This is a genomic window from Halomonas denitrificans (assembly GCA_019800895.1).
Lineage (GTDB): Bacteria > Pseudomonadota > Gammaproteobacteria > Xanthomonadales > Wenzhouxiangellaceae.
The window spans coordinates 739,965-757,217 of record JAHVKF010000002.1; the positions used below are offsets into that span (position 1 = coordinate 739,965).

Sequence of the window (17,253 nt, forward strand, 5' to 3'; positions counted from 1 at the left end):
CCGGGCACGCCATCGATCGGCGTTGGCGCATCGGGGGATGGCAAGCAGCTTCGCCTGTCTTTATCTGCGTCTATCTGCGTTCATCTGCGGTCAATGCTCGGTTTCTTCGTGCTTCAGCGCGCGGTGGCCGATGTCGGTGCGCCAGTAGGCGTTGGCGAAGCCGATCCGGGGCAGCCAGCGGTAGACCTCGGCCTGGGCCTGGGCGATCGAGTCGCCGATCGCGGTGACGCAGAGCACGCGGCCGCCGGCCGTCGTCGGCCGGCCGTCCTCGAGCCGGGTGCCGGCGTGGAAGACCTTCAGTTCGTTCGGGAAGTCGCTGTCGAGGCCGGTGATCGGGTCGCCCTTCCGGTAGTCCGACGGGTAGCCCCCGGCCGCCATCACCACTCCGACCGTCGGGCGCGGATCCCATTCGAGTTCGACCTTCCCGAGCGAGCCGTCCAGTGCGGCGAGAAGAGTTTCGGCGAGGTCGGACTTCAGCCGCATCATCACCGGCTGGGTTTCCGGGTCGCCCATGCGGACATTGAATTCGAGCACCTTGGCGCCGGAGCGGGTGACCATCAAGCCTGCGTAGAGGAAGCCGGTGAACGGGTGGCCGTCGGCGACCATGCCTTCGGCGGTCGGCCGGATGATCGTATCCATGACCTGGTGCTCGAGCGCCTCGGTGATCACCGGGGCCGGCGAACAGGCGCCCATGCCGCCCGTGTTCGGTCCCAGATCGCCGTCGTCGCGCTGCTTGTGGTCCTGGCTGGTCGCCAGGGGCACGATCTCGGTGCCGTCGACCAGCGCGATGAAACTGGCTTCTTCGCCGAGCAGGAATTCCTCGATCACCACGCGCCGCCCGGCGTCGCCGAACGCATCGCCGGAGAGCATGTCCTCGAGCGTGGCCTCGACCGTGTCGAGGTCCTCGGCGATGACCACGCCCTTTCCGGCGGCCAGGCCGTCGGCCTTGAGCACCAGCGGAAGCACATGGCCGCGAGCGAAGTCCATGCCGGCCTCGACGGTTTCGACGACGATCCAGTCGGCGGTCGGAATCCGGTGTCGCGACAGGAACTCCTTGGCGAAGGCCTTGGACGATTCGAGCTGCGCTGCAGCGGCGCTCGGGCCGAAGCACTTCAGGCCCTCACCCCGGAAGCGATCGACCACGCCGGCGGCCAGCGGCGCCTCCGGGCCGACCACGGTCAGGCCGACGTCGCGCGACCGGGCCAGTGCCACCAGGCCGTCGAGATCGTCGACCGCGACGTCGACGTTCTCGACACCGCGTTCGATCGCCGTACCCCCGTTCCCGGGTGCGACCAGGACCGTCTCGACGCGCTCGGACTGCGCCAGCTTCCACGCCAGCGCGTGTTCGCGCCCGCCGGATCCGATGACCAGGACGTTCATGGGTTGGTTCTCGCGGGGTGGCTCCAGGGGCGATTCTAACGGTTCGGAACGACCGGACCGGGGGGAGGGTCAGGAACCGGGGAAAGGGGCTAGTGAAAAACGGCCAGTGAAAACGGCCAGGAGAGAGGGGTGGTGCTTGGGATCGACGTCGTTCACCCGCCGCTGGTCCCTGCCCCTGGTCCCCAGCCCCTGGCCCCTCCCCCTAGTCGCTAGTCCCTCGCCCCGATCCGGACCTGCGCGAACTTGCGCTTGCCGACCTGCAGCAGGCCGGTGAATCCCTCGGGCAGCATCAGGCCGCGATCGGACACCTTTTCTCCGTCGATCCTGACCGCCCCCTGCTGGATCATGCGGAACGCCTCGGAGTTCGAGCCGGTCAGGCCGGCTGCGGTCAACGCCGCGGCGATGCCGAGCTCGCCATCGTCGCCGGCGGCCAGTTCGGTTTCGGGCAGGTCGTCGGGCAGCTGGCTGTCGCGGAAGCGGGCCAGGAATGCATCGCGGGCGGCTTCGCCGGTACCGGCCCCGTGGAACCGGTCGACGATCTCGATCGCCAGCTCGAATTTCACGTCGCGCGGATTCCGGCCCTCGTCGATTCCGGTCTTCAGCGCATCGATCTCGCCGGTCGGTCGGAAGCTGAGCAGCTCGAAGTACCGCCACATGAGGTCGTCGGAGATGCTCATGAGCTTGCCGAACATCTCGTCGGCCGGGTCGTTGATGCCGATGTAGTTGTCCAGCGACTTCGACATCTTCTGGACCCCATCGGTGCCTTCCAGCAGGGGCCAGGTGATGATGATCTGCGGCTTCTGGCCCGCCTGGGACTGCAGCTGCCGACCGACCAGGAGATTGAACTTCTGGTCCGTGCCGCCCATTTCGATGTCGGCTTCGAGAGCGACCGAATCGTGGCCCTGGACCAGCGGGTACAGGAACTCGTGGATCGCGATCGGCTGACCGCCCCGGTAGCGCTTTTCGAAATCGTCCCGCTCGAGCATCCGGGCCACGGTGTGCCGGGCCGCCAGGCGGATCATGTCGGCCGAGGACATCTCGCCGAACCACTCGGAGTTGAACCGCAGCTCGGTCCTGTCGCGGTCGAGCACCTTGAACACCTGATCCGCATAGGTGCGGGCATTGGCCCGGATCTGGTCTTCGGTCAGCGGCTTGCGGGTGACGTTCTTTCCCGTGGGATCGCCGATCATGCCGGTGAAGTCGCCGATCAGGAAGATCACGACGTGCCCGGCGTCCTGGAACCGGCGCATCGCGTTGAGAATCACCGTGTGGCCCAGGTGGAGGTCCGGCGCCGTAGGGTCGAAACCGACCTTGACGCGCAAGGGGCGACCGGTGCCCAGCCGCTCGGCCAGTTCTTCCGGGTGGATGATCTCCGCGGCGCCGCGGGTCAGTTCGGCCATCAGTTCGGCAGTCGATTCGTCGACCGGGTCGGAAGTCTCGGACATGGCAGGGTGGCCCTTCTCGGGCGCGCATCGGCAGGCTGGACCACAGTGTAGCGACCCCTCCCGCCTTCCGGGCGATCCGATTGACGGAATCACGGGCGGCCGGTACTGTATCCAAGGTTTACCTTCTGCCCACCTGCATGCCCCGAAACGCTCCCATGGCTTCCCGCAAGACCCCGCCGCGTGCCCGCGGCGAACGTCGCTCCAACGGAGGTCGAAGGGTGGCCGCGCTACGCGCCGACGTCGTACAGCGGCTCCGCGCCACCGCCGGGCCGCTGCTGGCGCGGCCGCGCGTGCGGCTCGGCCTGTTCGCCGGTCTGGCCGTGACGCTGCTCGTCGTATTGGGTGTGCAAGGGAGCGGCATCGACGCTCCGCCCGAGATCGATCGCCCGGCGCTTGTTCTCGACGAGGTGGTGCGTGTCGAGCCCGAGGGGTCGGCCGCGGTCGAGGCTGGGGGCGCGCAGGACACTCCCGTGGATGGGCGCGACGCGCTGCCGCTCGAGGTGGTTCCGGCCGATCAGGCGCCGGCCTGGGACTACGTCCAGGTGGCCTCCGGCGATACGCTGGACCTCATTTTCCGTCGCATGGGGCTGCCGCCGGCCCTGCTCCACCGGATCGTGACGCTGGACGAGCACGGCGCCGGGCTGGCCGACCTGCGTCCCGGCGACGAGCTGGCCTTCGATATCGACGAGGACGGCGCGTTTCGCGCGCTGCGCGCCGAGAAGGACGACGAGACCTGGCTGTACTTCGAGCTCGAAAAGGTCGATGCCCACGTGGCCGAGGCCGACCCCGCCGGCAGCGACCTGGTGCTCGTCAGCCGGCTCGAACCGCGCGACCTCGACGTCCGGACCGTCGAGATCGAAGCCGAGATCACCTCTTCGCTGTTCGCCGCCGGCAAGAACGCCGGCCTGTCGGACAACATGATCCTGCGCCTGGCCAACATCTTCGGCTGGGATATCGACTTCGCGCTGGACATTCGCAGAGGTGATCGCTTCGCGCTGGTGTTCGAGGAAATCTACCGGGACGGGCAGTTCCTGCGCCAGGGCGCGATCCTGGCGGCCCGCTTCGTCAATCGCGGCGAGACCTTCCAGGCGATCCGCTTCGACGCCGGAGACGGCCCGGACTACTACTCGCCCGACGGTCGCCCGATGCGCAAGGCCTTCCTGCGCGCGCCGATCAACTTCACCCGGGTCTCGTCGAACTACAACCCGCGCCGCCTGCATCCGGTGACCCGACGGATCCGCCCGCACAACGGCACCGATTACGCCGCACCCACCGGCACGCCGATCTGGGCCGCCGGCGACGGCACCGTGATCGAGGCCGGCTACTCGCGACCCAACGGCAACTACATCTTCATCCAGCACGGCAACCACATCGTGACCCGTTACCTGCACCTGTCGCGCAAGCGGGTCAACCGGGGCGACCGGGTCCGCCAGGGCCAGGTCATCGGCAACGTCGGGTCGACCGGCCTGGCGACCGGCCCGCACCTGCACTACGAGTTCCTGGTCAACGGCCGACACCGCGATCCGCGCCGGGTCGACCTGCCCGAGGCCACGCCCCTGTCCGAGGAGTTGCTGCCGAGCTTCCGCGCGCACGCCGCACCCTATCTGGCGCAGCTCGATCGGCTCGTTCCCGACGCGGGCGTGATGCTCGCCTCGGCCGGAGACGGCGGCTGCGCCGAGCGCGATGCGGGGTGCCGGTCCGGCAACGCGCCGTGAGCGCCCCGGCCTTCCTGGGCCTCATTTCCGGAACCAGCATGGACGGCATCGATGCCGTCGCGGTGCGCTTCGATGGGCGGTCGACGGACCTGCGGGCCGAACTGCTGGCGGGCCGTACGCTGGCCTATCCCGAAGGCCTGCGTGCGGATCTCGACGCGCTGCGAGCCGACCCCGATGCCTTTCCGGCGGCACGTCTGGCCGCGCTGGACGCGGCGGTGGGCGATGCGTTCGCGAACGCGGCCGAAGCGCTGGTCGCCGAGAGCGGCCTGGCCCGTTCCGCAATCCGTGCGATCGGCAGTCATGGACAGACCGTGTTGCACCGGCCCGATGCAGATCGTCCGCACACGGTCCAGGTCGGCGACCCGTCGCGGATCGCGGCGGCGCTCGGGGTCGATGTGATCGCCGACCTGCGACGCGCCGATGTGGCCGCGGGCGGCCAGGGCGCGCCGCTCGCGCCGCTCCTCCATCGCGCACTGCTGCACCGCCCCGGTGAACGGCGCGCGGTGGTGAACCTCGGTGGGATCGCCAACGTCACCCGGCTCGACGCCGACGGTGCAGTCTCGGGCTTCGACACCGGCCCGGCCAGTTGTTTTCTCGATGACTGGTACCGTGCTCACCACCCTTGCGGCGCCCGCTTCGACGAGGGCGGCGCGTGGGCTTCCGGCGGGAGGGTCGACGAGGCGCTGCTGGCGCGCCTCCTCGACGACCCGTATTTCCACCGCACGCCGCCGAAGAGCACCGGTATCGAATACTTCAGCCCGGCGTGGCTCCGTGCTCGGCTGCCCGCGGATGCCGAACGCCGCCCGGCCGACATCCAGGCGACGCTGGCCGAGTTCTCGGCCGCCAGCCTGGCCGCCGCACTGGCCGAGATCGCGCCCGAGCGCATCCTGGTCTGCGGCGGCGGCGTGCACAACCCGGACCTCATCGGTCGCGTGCGCCAGCGGCTGGCGTCGGACGTGGAGCTGGAGTCGACCACGCGCCACGGCCTGAACGCGGATTTCGTCGAGGCCACGCTGGTGGCCTGGCTGGCGCGCGAATTCGTCGAGGGCCGGCCGGTCGATACGCCGCCGATCACCGGCGCCGGACGGCCGGTTCGCCTCGGCGCGCTGTATCCCGGGTAAGCCGCGCGGGCTTCGCCGCGAATCGCCCGCCGGGCCTCGACGTCAGTCCAGTGGGTCGTCGTCGACCAGGCTGCGGTCCCCCTCGAACGCCCGCCAGTGCTCTGCGAAGGTTCGGCCCGTCGACGGGTGTGCGAGATCCGGCGCCAGGTCGGCCAGCGGCTTCAGGACGTGGGCGTACTTCAGGATTTCTCCGCGCGGCAGGACCAGATCGCCGAACCGGCCCGTCCGCTGGCCGTAGAGCAGGACGTCGATGTCGAGGGTCCGGTCGGCGAATTTCGGCAGGTCGCGGCGGCGGCCGTGGCGGTCTTCCAGGTCGGTCAACCAGGCTTTCAGCGCGGCGGGCTCGAGGTCGGTGCTCAGGCGGCAGCAGGCGTTGAGGAAGTCCTCGCCGTCGAAGCCGACCGCCTCGGATCGGTAGACCGGCGAGCATTCGACCCGGCCGAATCGGTCGCGGAGCTCGGCCAGGCCGGCCGCCAGGTTGCGCCGGGCATCGACGTTGCTGCCGAGCCCCAGGTAGACCGTTTCGGCGTCGGTCACGCGTGCCTCCGGGGTAAGAAGTCCAGGTTCGGGTCAGTCGGGTCGGCGGCCGCGCTCGATCATCACGCCGACCGACTTCGAGCCGGTCACAGCGCCCGGCTTGTCCAGGCGCAGCGTCAGCCAGGGAACATCGAACTCGTCGAGGATGATCCCGGCACAGCGCTCGGCCAGCGTCTCGACCAGGTAGAAGCTGCTCTGGCCGACGAACGCGATCAGCCGCTTCGAGACCGCCTTGTAATCGAGTGTATCGTCGATCGAATCGGTGCGTGCGGCAGCGGCGATGTCGGCGGCCATTTCGACGTTGAGAACGACTTTCTGTCGAATTTCCCGTTCCCAGTCGTAGATGCCCACGACGGTCTCGACTTCCAGGTCCTGGATGAATACGCGGTCCATGCGGCGTGCTCCTGTCAAAGCGGGGGAAGGTCGTCCAGCGGCCAGCGCGGACGGACCGCGATGTCGCCGGCGCGTCCGGCCTCGTTCCTGCGGAACCAGCCGGCCAGCGCGATCATCGCGCCGTTGTCGGTGCACAGCGCGAGCGGCGGATAGTAGACGCGCCCCGGCAGCGCCGCGTCGAGGGCGGCCCGCAGGCGCCGGTTGGCGCTGACCCCGCCGGCCACGACCAGCCGCTCGAGGCGCGTGGCCTTCAGTGCCCGCCGGCACTTGATCGCGAGGGTCTCGACCACCGCGCGCTCGAAGCCGGCCGCGATGTCGGCGCGGGTCGCCGGATCGTCGGCCTCGCGCTCGATCAGCAGCCGCGTGTGGGTCTTGAGCCCGGAGAAGCTGAAGTCCAGCCCCGGCCGGTCGGTCATCGGCCGCGGAAAGGCGAAGCGATCGGGGTCGCCTGCCTCGGCCAGGCGCGCGACTTCGGGACCGCCGGGGTAGCCGAGTTCGAGCAGGCGGGCGGTCTTGTCGAAGGCCTCGCCGGCCGCATCGTCGAGGGTCTCGCCGAGCAAGCGGTACGCACCCGGCGCGCGCACCTCGATCAACAGCGTGTGGCCGCCGGAGACCAGCAGCGCGACGAAGGGAAACTCGGGCGGGTCGGGCTCCAGCAGCGGCGAGAGCAGGTGGCCCTCCATGTGGTGGACGCGGATCGTCGGCCGGTCGATGCCGCGCGCGTAGCCCTCGGCGACCGCGCTGGCGACCAGTAGCGCCCCGGCCAGCCCCGGCCCGGCGGTGTAGGCCACCGCGTCGATCGAGTCGGGCCCCAGGGCCGCCCGATCCAGCACCTGGCGGATCATCGGCGCCAGCTTTCGGACGTGGTCCCGCGAGGCCAGTTCGGGCACCACGCCGCCGTAGCGCGCATGCTCCAGCTGGGTATGGACCGCGTCGGAAACGATGCCCTCCCCGTGCCGGTAGACCGCCACCGCGGTTTCGTCGCAGGACGTCTCGATGCCGAGAACGGTAGAAAGGCTTTGCATTGCAGCATGGTACCGCGATATACTGGCGAACTCTGCCAATTTCTCAAGGTTGTGTGATTCGTAATGCCTAGCGTCAAAGTCAAGGAAAACGAGCCGTTCGAGTACGCCCTGCGCCGCTTCAAGCGTTCCTGCGAGAAGGCCGGTGTGGTGGCCGAAACCCGTCGGCGCGAGTTCTTCGAGAAGCCGACCCAGGAGCGCAAGCGCAAGAAGGCCGCTGCGGTCAAGCGGCACCTGCGGAAGCTGTCCCGAGACGTGACGAACCGCAAGCGCCTGTACTGAAACGGCGCCTCGTCGCCCCGGCGCGCGCTTCGTCGCCCCGGGACCTGCTCACGCACTGATCGTGCGCTCCGCGGTTCCCGGCGCTCCTGCAGCCCACGCCGGAACGACGATTCATCCGTCTCCCGCGGTCGCCGCGTACATCGTCGATGGCGAAAGGTCGACGGCGAAAGCGGATTCCAGATGAAGCGAACGGGTGGCCTGCGGGCCGCCCGTTTTGCGTTTCCGGATTTCGACCCCACTTTCCGTTTCCTGAACACGAACCCTTGCAGGAGAGCGCCATGTCGCTGAAGCAGAACGTGAACGATCAGGTCAAGCAGGCGATGAAGTCGGGCGACAAGGACCGGCTGAAGGTGCTCCGCATGCTGACCGCGGCAATCAAGCAGCGCGAAGTCGACGAGCGGGTCGAGCTCGGCGACGACGACGTGATGGCGGTGATCGAGAAGATGGTCAAGCAGCGTCGCGAATCGATCGAGCAGTATCGTGCCGGTGGGCGCGAAGAGCTGGCCGAGGTCGAGCAGGCCGAGATCGACGTGCTCGCCGACTTTCTGCCCGAGCCCCTGAGCGACGACGAGATCGAGGCCCTGATCGACCAGGCGATCGCCGACAGCGGGGCGTCGCAGATGAGCGACATGGGCCAGGTCATGGGTCGGTTGAAGGGCCCGATGCAGGGCCGCGCCGACATGAAGCAGGTCTCCGCCAGGGTTCGCGCCCGCCTGAGCTGATTCCGCGGCGGCCCCTGCCCGGCCGGTCCCGACGCGTCGGCGCGTCGTGCCGCCTGCAACAGCGCTAAACTCGGACGCGTGTCCGGCCTGATTCCCGAATCCTTCATCGAGTCGCTGCTCGAACGCATCGACATCATCGACGTAGTCGGCGCGCGCGTTCCGCTGAAGCCCGCCGGCCACGAGTTCAAGGCCTGTTGCCCGTTCCACGACGAGAAGACGCCGTCGTTCTACGTCAGTCCCCAGAAACAGTTCTACCACTGCTTCGGCTGCGGCGCCCACGGCACCGCGGTCGGCTTCGTGATGCAGTACGACGGCCTCGAGTTTCCGGCGGCGATCGAGGAGCTGGCCGGCCAGGTCGGAATGGACGTGCCGCGCACCGGCGGCGAGGCGTCCGGGGCGCGCAAGCGCGAGCAGGAACCGCTGTTCGATGCGCTCGAAGCTGCGCAGAACTTCTTCCGGGCCCAGCTGAGGAAGGATCCGGCCGCGCAGCGCTACCTGGCCGAGCGTGGCCTGGACGAACGCACGCTCGACGAGTTCGGCGTCGGGCGCGCCCCGGACGCGTGGTCGGCGCTGGTCGACCGGCTGATCGAGAAAGGGCACAAGGCGGTCGACCTGGAGAAGGCCGGGCTGGCCGGCCGGGCGCGCAACGGCAACTGGATCGACAAGTTCCGCAACCGGATCATGTTCCCGATCCGCGATCGACGGGGGCGCGTGATCGCCTTCGGCGGCCGGGCCCTGGGCGACGATGGCCCGAAGTATCTCAACTCGGCCGAGACCCCGGTGTTCCACAAGGGGCGCGAGCTCTACCGGCTTTTCGAGGTCCGGCGCGGCGGCCTGCCCGAGCGCCTGCTCGTGGTCGAGGGCTACATGGATGCCGCGGCGCTCTACCAGTTCGGCTTCGAGGACGCGGTCGCGACGCTCGGCACCGCGGTGACCTCCGACCACCTCGAGCTCATGTTCCGCGCGACCTCGGTGGTGGTGTTCTGCTTCGACGGTGATTCGGCCGGTCGGCGTGCCGCGTGGAAGGGCCTGGAAGCCGCGCTGCCTGCGATGAAGTCGAACCGTGAAGTGCGGTTCCTTTTCCTGCCGGACGGCGAGGACCCCGACAGCCTGGTCCGCAGCGAGGGCCGGGATGCGTTCGCCGCCCGGCTGGATTCGGCGGTGCCGCTGTCGTCGTTCCTCTTCGACGAACTTGCGCGTCCGCTCGACCTGACCACTCTCGACGGCCGCGCCCGCCTGGTCGCCCAGGCCGAGCCGTTGCTGGGCCGCTTGCCGGCCGGGCCCTTCGCCGACCTGATGGCCGACGAGCTCGAGCGCCGGGCCGGCCATGCGGGCGACTGGCGCCCGCAACCGGCGGCGCAGGGCCCGAAACGACAGGCTTCCGATCGGTCCTTGACTCCGGTACAATACGCGGTTGCCATTCTTGTCCAGCACCCGGAGCTGGCCGCAGATCTGGACCGCGACCGGCTCGATGGGCCCGGCGCGCTGAAAGGGGTCGATTTCCTGGTCCAACTCATTGATTTCTGCGCGTCCCGGCCCAACGTCTCCACCGCACTCGTCCTCGAACACTGGCGGGATCGGCCGGAGGGTCGGTATCTGGCCGAGCTGGCCGCGCGCGACCTTGCCGGCCGCGCGGAACAGCTGGGGCCCGCGCTGGTCGAATCGCTGGACAGGATCCGGATCCAGAGAATTCGCGTCCGGGTCGCCGAACTGCAGCGCCGTCAGGCGGCCGAAGGGCTCACGCCCGAACAGGCCGACGAACTCCGGCACTGGCTGAAACACCGTACCGCCGGCCCGTCCGGCAACTAGAGTCGACAGTCTATGGAAAACGCACCTCGTTCATCGCAACTGAAGCTCCTGATCGAAAAGGGCCGGGAGCAGGGCCAGTGGCTGACCTATGCCCAGGTCAACGACCACCTGCCCGACGACCTGGTCGATCCGGAGCAGATCGAGGACGTGGTCAACATGATCAACGACATGGGGATCAAGGTCTTCGAGGAGGCCCCTGAAGATCCCGATGCGTTGATCCTGAACGACTCCGCGTCGACCGACACGGACGACGAGGCGGCGCAGCAGGAAGCCGAGGCCGCCCTGGCCGCGGTCGAGACCGAACTGGGCCGCACCACGGACCCGGTCCGCATGTACATGCGCGAAATGGGCCAGGTCGACCTGCTCGACCAGAAGGGCGAGATCGAGATCGCCAAGCGCATCGAGGACGGCCTGAACGCCGTCAACATGTCCCTGGCCCGCTTCCCGGGAACGATCACGGTCCTGCTCGAGGAATACCAGGCCTGGCGTGACGGCAACCAGCGCCTCAACGAGCTGGTCTCCGGCTTCGTCAACCCGACGCTGCTGGCCGAGATGGACCTGATTTCCGAAGACACCATGGAAGCCGCGGTGGCCGAGGAAGCGGAGTTCATGGACGAGCCGGACGAGGACGAGGAAGACAAGCCGGCCCCGACCGTGAACACCGGTCCGGACGCCGAGCAGGTCATCCAGTACTTCGAAGAGCTCAAGGGCATGCACGAGCAGTTCCTGAAGCTCTACGACCGCTACGGGCCGAACGGCAAGAAGACCAACGAGCTGAAGGACCAGGTCTGCGAGCAATTCATGCGCCTGAAGCTGCCGCCGCGGATGTTCGAACACCTGATCGACCGGCTCCGGTTCCAGGCCAACATCTCGCGCGACATCGAGCGCTCGGTCATGCAGATCTGCGTAGAACGCGCCGGCATGCCGCGCAAGGACTTCATCAAGAGCTGGGTCGACAATGAAACCGACCCGGACTGGGTCAAGGGCCTGTCGCGCAAGCGGACCAAGTGGTCCAGTGCCCTGTCCGAGCACATCGACGAACTGAACCGGCTGCAGCGCCGGCTCCAGCAGATCGAGAAGACCCAGCGCATACCGATCGGCGAGTTCAAGGACCTGACCCGCAACATGTCGATCGGCGAAGCCCGTGCTCGCCGTGCCAAGAAGGAAATGGTCGAGGCGAACCTGCGCCTGGTGATCTCGATCGCCAAGAAGTACACCAACCGCGGTCTGCAGTTCCTGGACCTGATCCAGGAGGGCAACATCGGCCTGATGAAGGCGGTCGACAAGTTCGAATACCGCCGCGGCTACAAGTTCTCGACCTATGCCACCTGGTGGATTCGCCAGGCGATCACCCGGTCGATCGCCGACCAGGCGCGGACGATCCGGATCCCGGTCCACATGATCGAGACGATCAACAAGCTCAACCGCGTCAGTCGCCAGATGCTCCAGGAGATGGGCCGCGAGCCGACCCCGGAAGAGCTGGCGATCAAGATGGAAATGCCCGAAGACAAGGTCCGCAAGGTGCTGAAGATCGCCAAGGAGCCGATCTCCATGGAAACCCCGATCGGCGACGACGAGGATTCGCACCTGGGCGATTTCATCGAGGACATCAACATCCTCTCGCCCGTCGACACGGCGACGACCACGGGCCTGACCGACACGGTCCAGAAGGTCCTCGGCGGCCTGACGCCGCGCGAGGCCAAGGTCCTGCGCATGCGCTTCGGCATCGACATGAACACGGACCACACGCTCGAGGAAGTCGGCAAGCAGTTCGACGTCACGCGCGAGCGTATCCGTCAGATCGAGGCCAAGGCCCTGCGCAAGCTGCGTCACCCGACGCGTTCGGAACAGCTCCGGTCCTTCCTCGACCTCGAGTGATCCCGCGCCGCGCCGCGCCGCGGCGTCCCGCGTTCGACGCCCCGCCCCGTGCGGGGCGTTTTCGTTCGAGCAGCGATCAACGGCCCGGTGACGCACAATGCGCTCATGCGCACGCCCGACCCTCCGCGCCGGATCTGGCTGCTGTCGGCCTACCGCGCCGAAAGCCACGCAGCCTGGGCCGATCGCCTGGTTCGCGACCACGGCGCGTACCGGTGGCGGCGATTCGAGCTTCCCGGCCGCCACTTCGCATGGCGGATTCGCGGCAACCCGCTGAGCTGGTTCGATGAGCTGGGTGCGGCTAGCGAATCGAGTCCGCCGGATGCCCTGATCGCGACATCGATGGTCGACCTGGCGACGATCCGCGGTCTGCATCCCGCCCTCGCGCGCGTTCCCACGCTGCTGTACTTCCACGAGAACCAGTTCGCCTATCCGCGGAGCGAGCGCCAGGTCACGTCGATCGAGGCCCGGATGGTGCAGCTGTACGCGGCCCTGTGCGCGGACCGGGTCCTGTTCAATTCCCGCTTCAATCGCCGGTCCTTTCTCGACGGCGTAGCGGCGCTGCTGGCCCGGATGCCCGATCACGTGCCCGGGGACCTGGGGTCGCTGCTGTCGCGCCGGAGCGACGTGCTGCCCGTGCCGGTGGAGGCCATCGCGCCGGCGCCGCGGCGAGACCCGCGGTTGGTCGTCTGGAATCATCGATGGGAGTACGACAAGGCCCCCGACCTCTTCGCCGAGGCCATGGTGGAACTGGAACGGCGGGGCGTGGCGTTCCGGCTAGCGCTGCTCGGGCCGCGCGGTGCCCGACCCGTGCCCGCCCTGGCCCGGATCCGCTCGGCGTTGGCGTCGCGCATCGAGATCGACCGCTGCCCCGACCGCGAGGATTATCGAGCGGTCCTGGCGCGCGCCGGCGTGGTGGTCAGCACCGCGCGTCACGAGTTCCAGGGGCTGTCGGTCCTGGAAGCGGTGTCGGCCGGTTGCGTTCCGCTGGTCCCGGACGCGCTGTGCTATCGCGAGCAGTATCCGGAATCCTTCCGCTATGCCGAAGGCGATTCCGACGCGCTTGCCGGTTGTCTCCAGGGCTGGTTCGATGCACCGCGGGCCATGCCGCGTGCCCCCTCGGTCCATGACTGGACGGGGCCGAAGGTGAAGGCGCGCTGGAGTGAGGAGCTCGCGCGGCTGCTCGCGTCGGCGGGTGGCCTGGGACGTCGCGCGGTCGAGTGATCGAACGATCGATGCAGCGACCCCGCGCCGGGGCGGGATCGCGGGCCGCCCGGTCAGGGCGTGACGACGTGGAACTCGTCCTGGCTGCCATCGATCACGCTAGGCAGGCCGGTGATGCCCTGGCCGTTGAAGCGGGCGGCGACGTTGTCCAGCGCGCCGGCGTTGAAGGCCCGGGTGGAGCGAGACACCGTGCTGCGCGAAATCAGCACGGGGCTGCCGCCGGTCGGTGCGTGGATTCCGGTCCGGCCGGCGCGATCCACGGAGCAGCCGTCCACCGTGCCTGCGCCCCCGATCGCGATGCCGTTGCCGTTGACCTCGAGCACCGTGAGGTCCCGCACCCGATTGCCTTCGCCCGCGAGAGCGATTCCGTCGCCCTCGATGCCGCGAATCGAGCCGTTGACCACGGACACCGCGTCGGCGCTGTCGATGCTTTCGATCGCTGCGCCCCAGCGCGTCAGCTCGCACTCGGTCGACTCGCCGGTCCATTCGCAGTGGTTCTGTCCGAACACGGCGAAGCCGTCCATGTCGATGTGAACGTTCGAGACGAGGACGATGACGCCCCTGGGGTCTCCGCTCCCGAGTTCGAGGTTGCTGGCGAATCGATAGCTGCCCGGTTCCTCGATCTCGACCGGGAAGCCCGGCCGGTCGCCGGGGAAGCATCCGGACGGCACGCAGGCTTCGTCGATGATCCGGGGGGCGGCCAAGCTTGCGGTCGCCCAGCACGCGGAAGCCGCCGCGAGCACGAAAAGGCAAGGGGTTCGTCTGGTCATGTCCTGTTCTCGTTGGAAAGTTGCGTACCGGAGTACGCAGGCCGCTGGAAGGACACGCCAAAAAAGGCCCCGGACGCGCCGGGGCCAGTGCAGCAGCAAACAGGGAGGAGCAGCGCTCGTCAGTCGCCGGTCGAGTCGATGTGGTCGCGGTAGCGTTCGAACAGACGCAGGTGCTTGTTGCGCTGGAGGTCGTACTCCGTGCCGTCGATCCAGACGCGCTCGATCGACGTCATCGGTTCGAGCGGGTCGCCGTCGGTGACGATCAGCGAGGCGCGCTTGCCCACGCTCAGGGTGCCGAGTTCGTCGCCGATCCCGAGGATTTCGGCCGGCCATTGGGTCACGCTCTTCAATGCGGCGTCCTTCGGCAGCCCGAAGGCGGCCGCACTGCCGGCGTGGAAGGGCAGGTTGCGGGCGTTGGTGCCGGAGTTGCCGGCGATCGCGAACCGGACCCCGGCCTCGTGCAGGCGGGCCGCGGCCACGTACGCCTGGTCGTAGGGCTCCCAACGGCGGGTCGGCATGGTGTAGACGCCGGTCAGGATGGCCGGCGTGCCGTCGACCGCGAGCCGTTCGGCCAGGTATTGCAGGTCGGGCCCGCCGACCAGCACCAGATTGTCGAACGCCTGGCGTCCTGCCCAGTCCAGCGCCGCTTCGATCGCCGCGTGGTTGTCGGCGTGCAGGAACAGCGGCAACGAGCCGTCGAGCAGCGGCCCCAGGGCTTCGAGTTGCGCGTTGCGGGGTGGGCGCGGTGCATTTCCGGCTTCGAACGCCGCTTGTGCACGGTGCCACTGGCGGGCCTGTTCGAGCACCCGGTCGATGGCCTGGAGATCGTCGTTGTCCGCGTTGTCCGCGGCGCCCGGGGGGAACGCGATGTGCATGCCCGCCGGTGCTTCGATGACCATGTCTTCCCACGACCAGCCGTCCATCCGCATCACCGCCGACCGGCCGCGGATCAGGCCGCCAACGGGCACCGTGTGCGAGGTCAGGATGCCGCCGGCAACGCTCACCGGCAGGAGGTCGGAGTCGTGGTTGAACGCGACTTCGACCCGCAGCGCGGCGTTGATCGACCCCATCTCGCTCTGGTCCATCGTGCCGTCGACGCTGCCGATCTCGATCAGGCCGAGCTGCGACAGCGGGTGGACGAAGCCGGGGTAGACGTGCAGCCCGTCGAGGTCGACGAATTCGATGCGGTCGTCATCGAGGGAATCGGCGAGCTCGTCCTCGCTGCCGATCGCCTCGATGCGCTCGCCGCGGATCACCACGACGCCGTCGGCGATCGGATCGCCGTCGACCGGGTGGACCGTGGCCCCGGTCAGCACGGTCATCCGTTCGTTCGATGCGCGCTCGTCCTGGGCTCTGGCCGGCGAAGCGGCGAGGGCCAGCAGGGCGAGGATCAGGAGTGTCTGGCTGAAGCGGTTCACTGGTGGGCCTCCCCGGAGCGGTGGGCATGATCGTGGGCGTAGCAGTACGCGTCGTGGGCGAGCTCCGACTCGCGATAGCCGAGCAGCCCCTCGGGCGACGGCTCGCCGCCCTCCGCGCCGTCCTCGTCCTTGTCGGACCCGCCTTCGTCAAGGACCAGAGCCATCAGCTCGCGCCGTTCGGCGTCCAGCGCCTCGCGCCGGGCCAGGTCGGCCTCGCGGTCGAAGTAGCGGCGGCCGTCGACCCAGGTCTGCTCGACCCGGGAGTAGACCGACAGGGGGTTGCCGTTCCAGATCACGACGTCGGCGTCCAGGCCCTCGGCCAGCCGGCCGGTGCGGTCGCCGATTCCGAGCTGTTCGGCCGGTCCGGCGGTGATCATCACCAGCGCGTCGTGTGGGTCGACGCCCCCGTAGCGCACCGCCTTGGCGGCCTCGAGGTTCATGCGCCGTGCGAGCTCGGAGTTGTCCGAGTGCAGGCCGGTGACGACACCGGCGCGTTGCATCAGCGCCGGGTTGTAGCCGATCGCGTCGGTCGCCTCGTGCTTGAAGTTCCACCAGTCGATGAAGGTCGACCCGCCGGCGCCGTGCTCGGCCATCCGGCGCGCCAGCTTGTAGCCTTCGAGGACGTGCTGGAACGTACCGATGGTCACGCCGAAGCGCTCGGCCAGCTCGATCAACATCACCATCTCGTCGGCGCGGTAGGCATGGGAGTGGATGCGTCGCTCGCCGGCCAGGATCTCGCCGATCGCCTCCAGCTCCAGGTCCGGGCGGGGCGGCACGACGTCCCGGCCGCGACGGCCCTGCGGCATCGATTCCAGCGCCCGGCGATGATCCTCCGCCTGCTGGAACTTCTCCTCGATGATCTGGGCCACGCCCGGACGGGTCGAGGGGTAGCGCGGATCGTCGCTGCTCCAGTTGCTCTGCTTCGGGTTTTCGCCGAGCGCGAACTTGATGCCGGCCGGCGCCGCGTCGAACAGCAGGTCCTCCGGGGCCGCGCCCCAGCGGAGCTTGATCACGGCCATCTGGCCGCCGATCGCGTTGGCCGATCCGTGCAGCAGGTTGATCGTCGTCACGCCGCCGGCGAGCTGGCGGTAGATGTTGATCGAATCCGCGTCGATCACGTCCTCGATCCGCACCTGCGCCGTCGAGATGTCGGTGGCTTCGTTGACGCCCCCGATGATCGCCGAGTGCGAGTGCGCATCGATGATTCCGGGCGTGACATGCAGGCCGGTGCCGTCGATCTCCAGCGCACCGCGGGGGACGGAGAGATCGGGGCCGATCGCAGCGATCCGCCCGTCCTCGATGTGCAGGTCCGTCTCCTCCAGAATGCCCGCCTCGCCCGCAGTCCAGAGCGTGGCGTCGCGGATGACCAGGTCCCGCTGGGGCGGCGGCTGATCGATCACCCATGCCTCGATGTCGGGCCGGTAGCCGGGCTCCCGGTCATCGGCGTCGGCCGCGGCCAGCGAGGTTGCGAGCGCCGCGCCAAGCAGCACGGCCAGTCGCCGCTTCGTCGTTCTCTTGTTCATCGGTCTGTTCTTCTTCG

The 17,253-nt window shown here is 68.7% G+C and carries 15 protein-coding genes; 7 read left to right on the forward strand and 8 right to left on the reverse strand.

Translation table 11 applies throughout. The features are described 5' to 3' along the window. Positions 1 to 90 precede the first annotated feature (90 nt). Together purD and tyrS are read right to left on the reverse strand one after the other, a co-directional pair. Positions 91 to 1,380, reverse strand: coding sequence for a phosphoribosylamine--glycine ligase (gene purD, locus KUV67_07285; GenBank protein ID MBY6204681.1), 1,290 nt, complete (start codon positions 1,378 to 1,380; stop codon positions 91 to 93). A gap of 209 nt (positions 1,381 to 1,589) precedes the next feature. Continuing rightward, the gene (gene tyrS / locus KUV67_07290; GenBank protein ID MBY6204682.1) at positions 1,590 to 2,825 is read right to left on the reverse strand and encodes a tyrosine--tRNA ligase; all 1,236 of its coding nucleotides are present in this window, start codon (positions 2,823 to 2,825) and stop codon (positions 1,590 to 1,592) included. A 155-nt stretch (positions 2,826 to 2,980) separates the two neighbouring features. On the opposite strand from tyrS, the gene KUV67_07295 reads away from it, so the two are divergent. Continuing rightward, complete coding sequence (locus KUV67_07295; protein MBY6204683.1) at positions 2,981 to 4,540, forward strand: peptidoglycan DD-metalloendopeptidase family protein; 1,560 nt, start codon at positions 2,981 to 2,983, stop codon at positions 4,538 to 4,540. A 38-nt stretch (positions 4,541 to 4,578) separates the two neighbouring features. After that, complete coding sequence (locus KUV67_07300; GenBank protein MBY6204684.1) at positions 4,579 to 5,661, forward strand: anhydro-N-acetylmuramic acid kinase; 1,083 nt, start codon at positions 4,579 to 4,581, stop codon at positions 5,659 to 5,661. A 42-nt stretch (positions 5,662 to 5,703) separates the two neighbouring features. Here KUV67_07300 and folK read toward each other — a convergent pair whose 3' ends face one another. The 3 genes from folK to tsaD are packed head-to-tail and all read right to left on the reverse strand — an operon-like array spanning position 5,704 to position 7,616. Beyond that, complete coding sequence (folK, locus tag KUV67_07305; GenBank protein ID MBY6204685.1) at positions 5,704 to 6,198, reverse strand: 2-amino-4-hydroxy-6-hydroxymethyldihydropteridine diphosphokinase; 495 nt, start codon at positions 6,196 to 6,198, stop codon at positions 5,704 to 5,706. A 33-nt stretch (positions 6,199 to 6,231) separates the two neighbouring features. Further along, positions 6,232 to 6,591, reverse strand: a complete 360-nt coding sequence (gene folB, locus KUV67_07310; GenBank protein ID MBY6204686.1) for a dihydroneopterin aldolase — start codon at positions 6,589 to 6,591, stop codon at positions 6,232 to 6,234. 14 nt (positions 6,592 to 6,605) lie between these two features. Beyond that, complete coding sequence (gene tsaD / locus KUV67_07315) at positions 6,606 to 7,616, reverse strand: tRNA (adenosine(37)-N6)-threonylcarbamoyltransferase complex transferase subunit TsaD (GenBank protein MBY6204687.1); 1,011 nt, start codon at positions 7,614 to 7,616, stop codon at positions 6,606 to 6,608. Between the two features lie 63 nt (positions 7,617 to 7,679). Here tsaD and rpsU point away from each other — a divergent pair, with 63 nt between their 5' ends. From rpsU to KUV67_07340, 5 genes are all read left to right on the forward strand, one after another. Next, the gene (gene rpsU / locus KUV67_07320) at positions 7,680 to 7,895 is read left to right on the forward strand and encodes a 30S ribosomal protein S21 (protein MBY6204688.1); all 216 of its coding nucleotides are present in this window, start codon (positions 7,680 to 7,682) and stop codon (positions 7,893 to 7,895) included. A 278-nt stretch (positions 7,896 to 8,173) separates the two neighbouring features. Beyond that, positions 8,174 to 8,617 carry a GatB/YqeY domain-containing protein gene (locus KUV67_07325; GenBank protein MBY6204689.1) on the forward strand — a complete coding sequence of 148 codons (444 nt, stop codon included), beginning with the start codon at positions 8,174 to 8,176 and terminating at the stop codon, positions 8,615 to 8,617. A gap of 78 nt (positions 8,618 to 8,695) precedes the next feature. Beyond that, a complete protein-coding gene (gene dnaG, locus KUV67_07330; GenBank protein MBY6204690.1) occupies positions 8,696 to 10,426 on the forward strand; it encodes a DNA primase in 1,731 nt (576 codons plus the stop codon). A 12-nt stretch (positions 10,427 to 10,438) separates the two neighbouring features. Beyond that, positions 10,439 to 12,304 (forward strand): RNA polymerase sigma factor RpoD, encoded by a 1,866-nt coding sequence (gene rpoD / locus KUV67_07335; GenBank protein MBY6204691.1) that lies wholly within the window; start codon positions 10,439 to 10,441, stop codon positions 12,302 to 12,304. Positions 12,305 to 12,391: 87 nt separating this feature from the next. Further along, complete coding sequence (locus KUV67_07340) at positions 12,392 to 13,525, forward strand: DUF3524 domain-containing protein (protein ID MBY6204692.1); 1,134 nt, start codon at positions 12,392 to 12,394, stop codon at positions 13,523 to 13,525. 53 nt (positions 13,526 to 13,578) lie between these two features. Here the strand turns inward: KUV67_07340 and KUV67_07345 are convergent, their stop codons facing one another. The 3 genes from KUV67_07345 to KUV67_07355 form a co-directional block, all read right to left on the reverse strand. Then, positions 13,579 to 14,229: a right-handed parallel beta-helix repeat-containing protein gene (locus KUV67_07345; protein MBY6204693.1), complete on the reverse strand. Its 651-nt coding sequence runs from the start codon at positions 14,227 to 14,229 to the stop codon at positions 13,579 to 13,581. Between the two features lie 185 nt (positions 14,230 to 14,414). Next, a complete protein-coding gene (locus KUV67_07350; GenBank protein ID MBY6204694.1) occupies positions 14,415 to 15,713 on the reverse strand; it encodes an amidohydrolase family protein in 1,299 nt (432 codons plus the stop codon). Next, positions 15,710 to 17,236 carry an amidohydrolase family protein gene (locus tag KUV67_07355; GenBank protein ID MBY6204695.1) on the reverse strand — a complete coding sequence of 509 codons (1,527 nt, stop codon included), beginning with the start codon at positions 17,234 to 17,236 and terminating at the stop codon, positions 15,710 to 15,712. The genes KUV67_07350 and KUV67_07355 overlap by 4 nt, the downstream gene beginning before the upstream one ends. Positions 17,237 to 17,253: the final 17 nt, after the last annotated feature.

Bases quoted from the DNA above. Each gene is read 5' to 3' on its own strand.
- rpoD (MBY6204691.1), top strand. From the start codon at position 10,439: ATGGAAAACGCACCTCGTTCATCGCAACTGAAGCTCCTGATCGAAAAG.
- rpsU (MBY6204688.1), top strand. From the start codon at position 7,680: ATGCCTAGCGTCAAAGTCAAGGAAAACGAGCCGTTCGAGTACGCCCTG.
- KUV67_07355 (MBY6204695.1), bottom strand. From the start codon at position 17,236: ATGAACAAGAGAACGACGAAGCGGCGACTGGCCGTGCTGCTTGGCGCG.
- KUV67_07300 (MBY6204684.1), top strand. From the start codon at position 4,579: ATGGACGGCATCGATGCCGTCGCGGTGCGCTTCGATGGGCGGTCGACG.
- KUV67_07325 (MBY6204689.1), top strand. From the start codon at position 8,174: ATGTCGCTGAAGCAGAACGTGAACGATCAGGTCAAGCAGGCGATGAAG.
- tyrS (MBY6204682.1), bottom strand. From the start codon at position 2,825: ATGTCCGAGACTTCCGACCCGGTCGACGAATCGACTGCCGAACTGATG.
- KUV67_07295 (MBY6204683.1), top strand. From the start codon at position 2,981: ATGGCTTCCCGCAAGACCCCGCCGCGTGCCCGCGGCGAACGTCGCTCC.
- tsaD (MBY6204687.1), bottom strand. From the start codon at position 7,616: ATGCAAAGCCTTTCTACCGTTCTCGGCATCGAGACGTCCTGCGACGAA.
- purD (MBY6204681.1), bottom strand. From the start codon at position 1,380: ATGAACGTCCTGGTCATCGGATCCGGCGGGCGCGAACACGCGCTGGCG.
- folB (MBY6204686.1), bottom strand. From the start codon at position 6,591: ATGGACCGCGTATTCATCCAGGACCTGGAAGTCGAGACCGTCGTGGGC.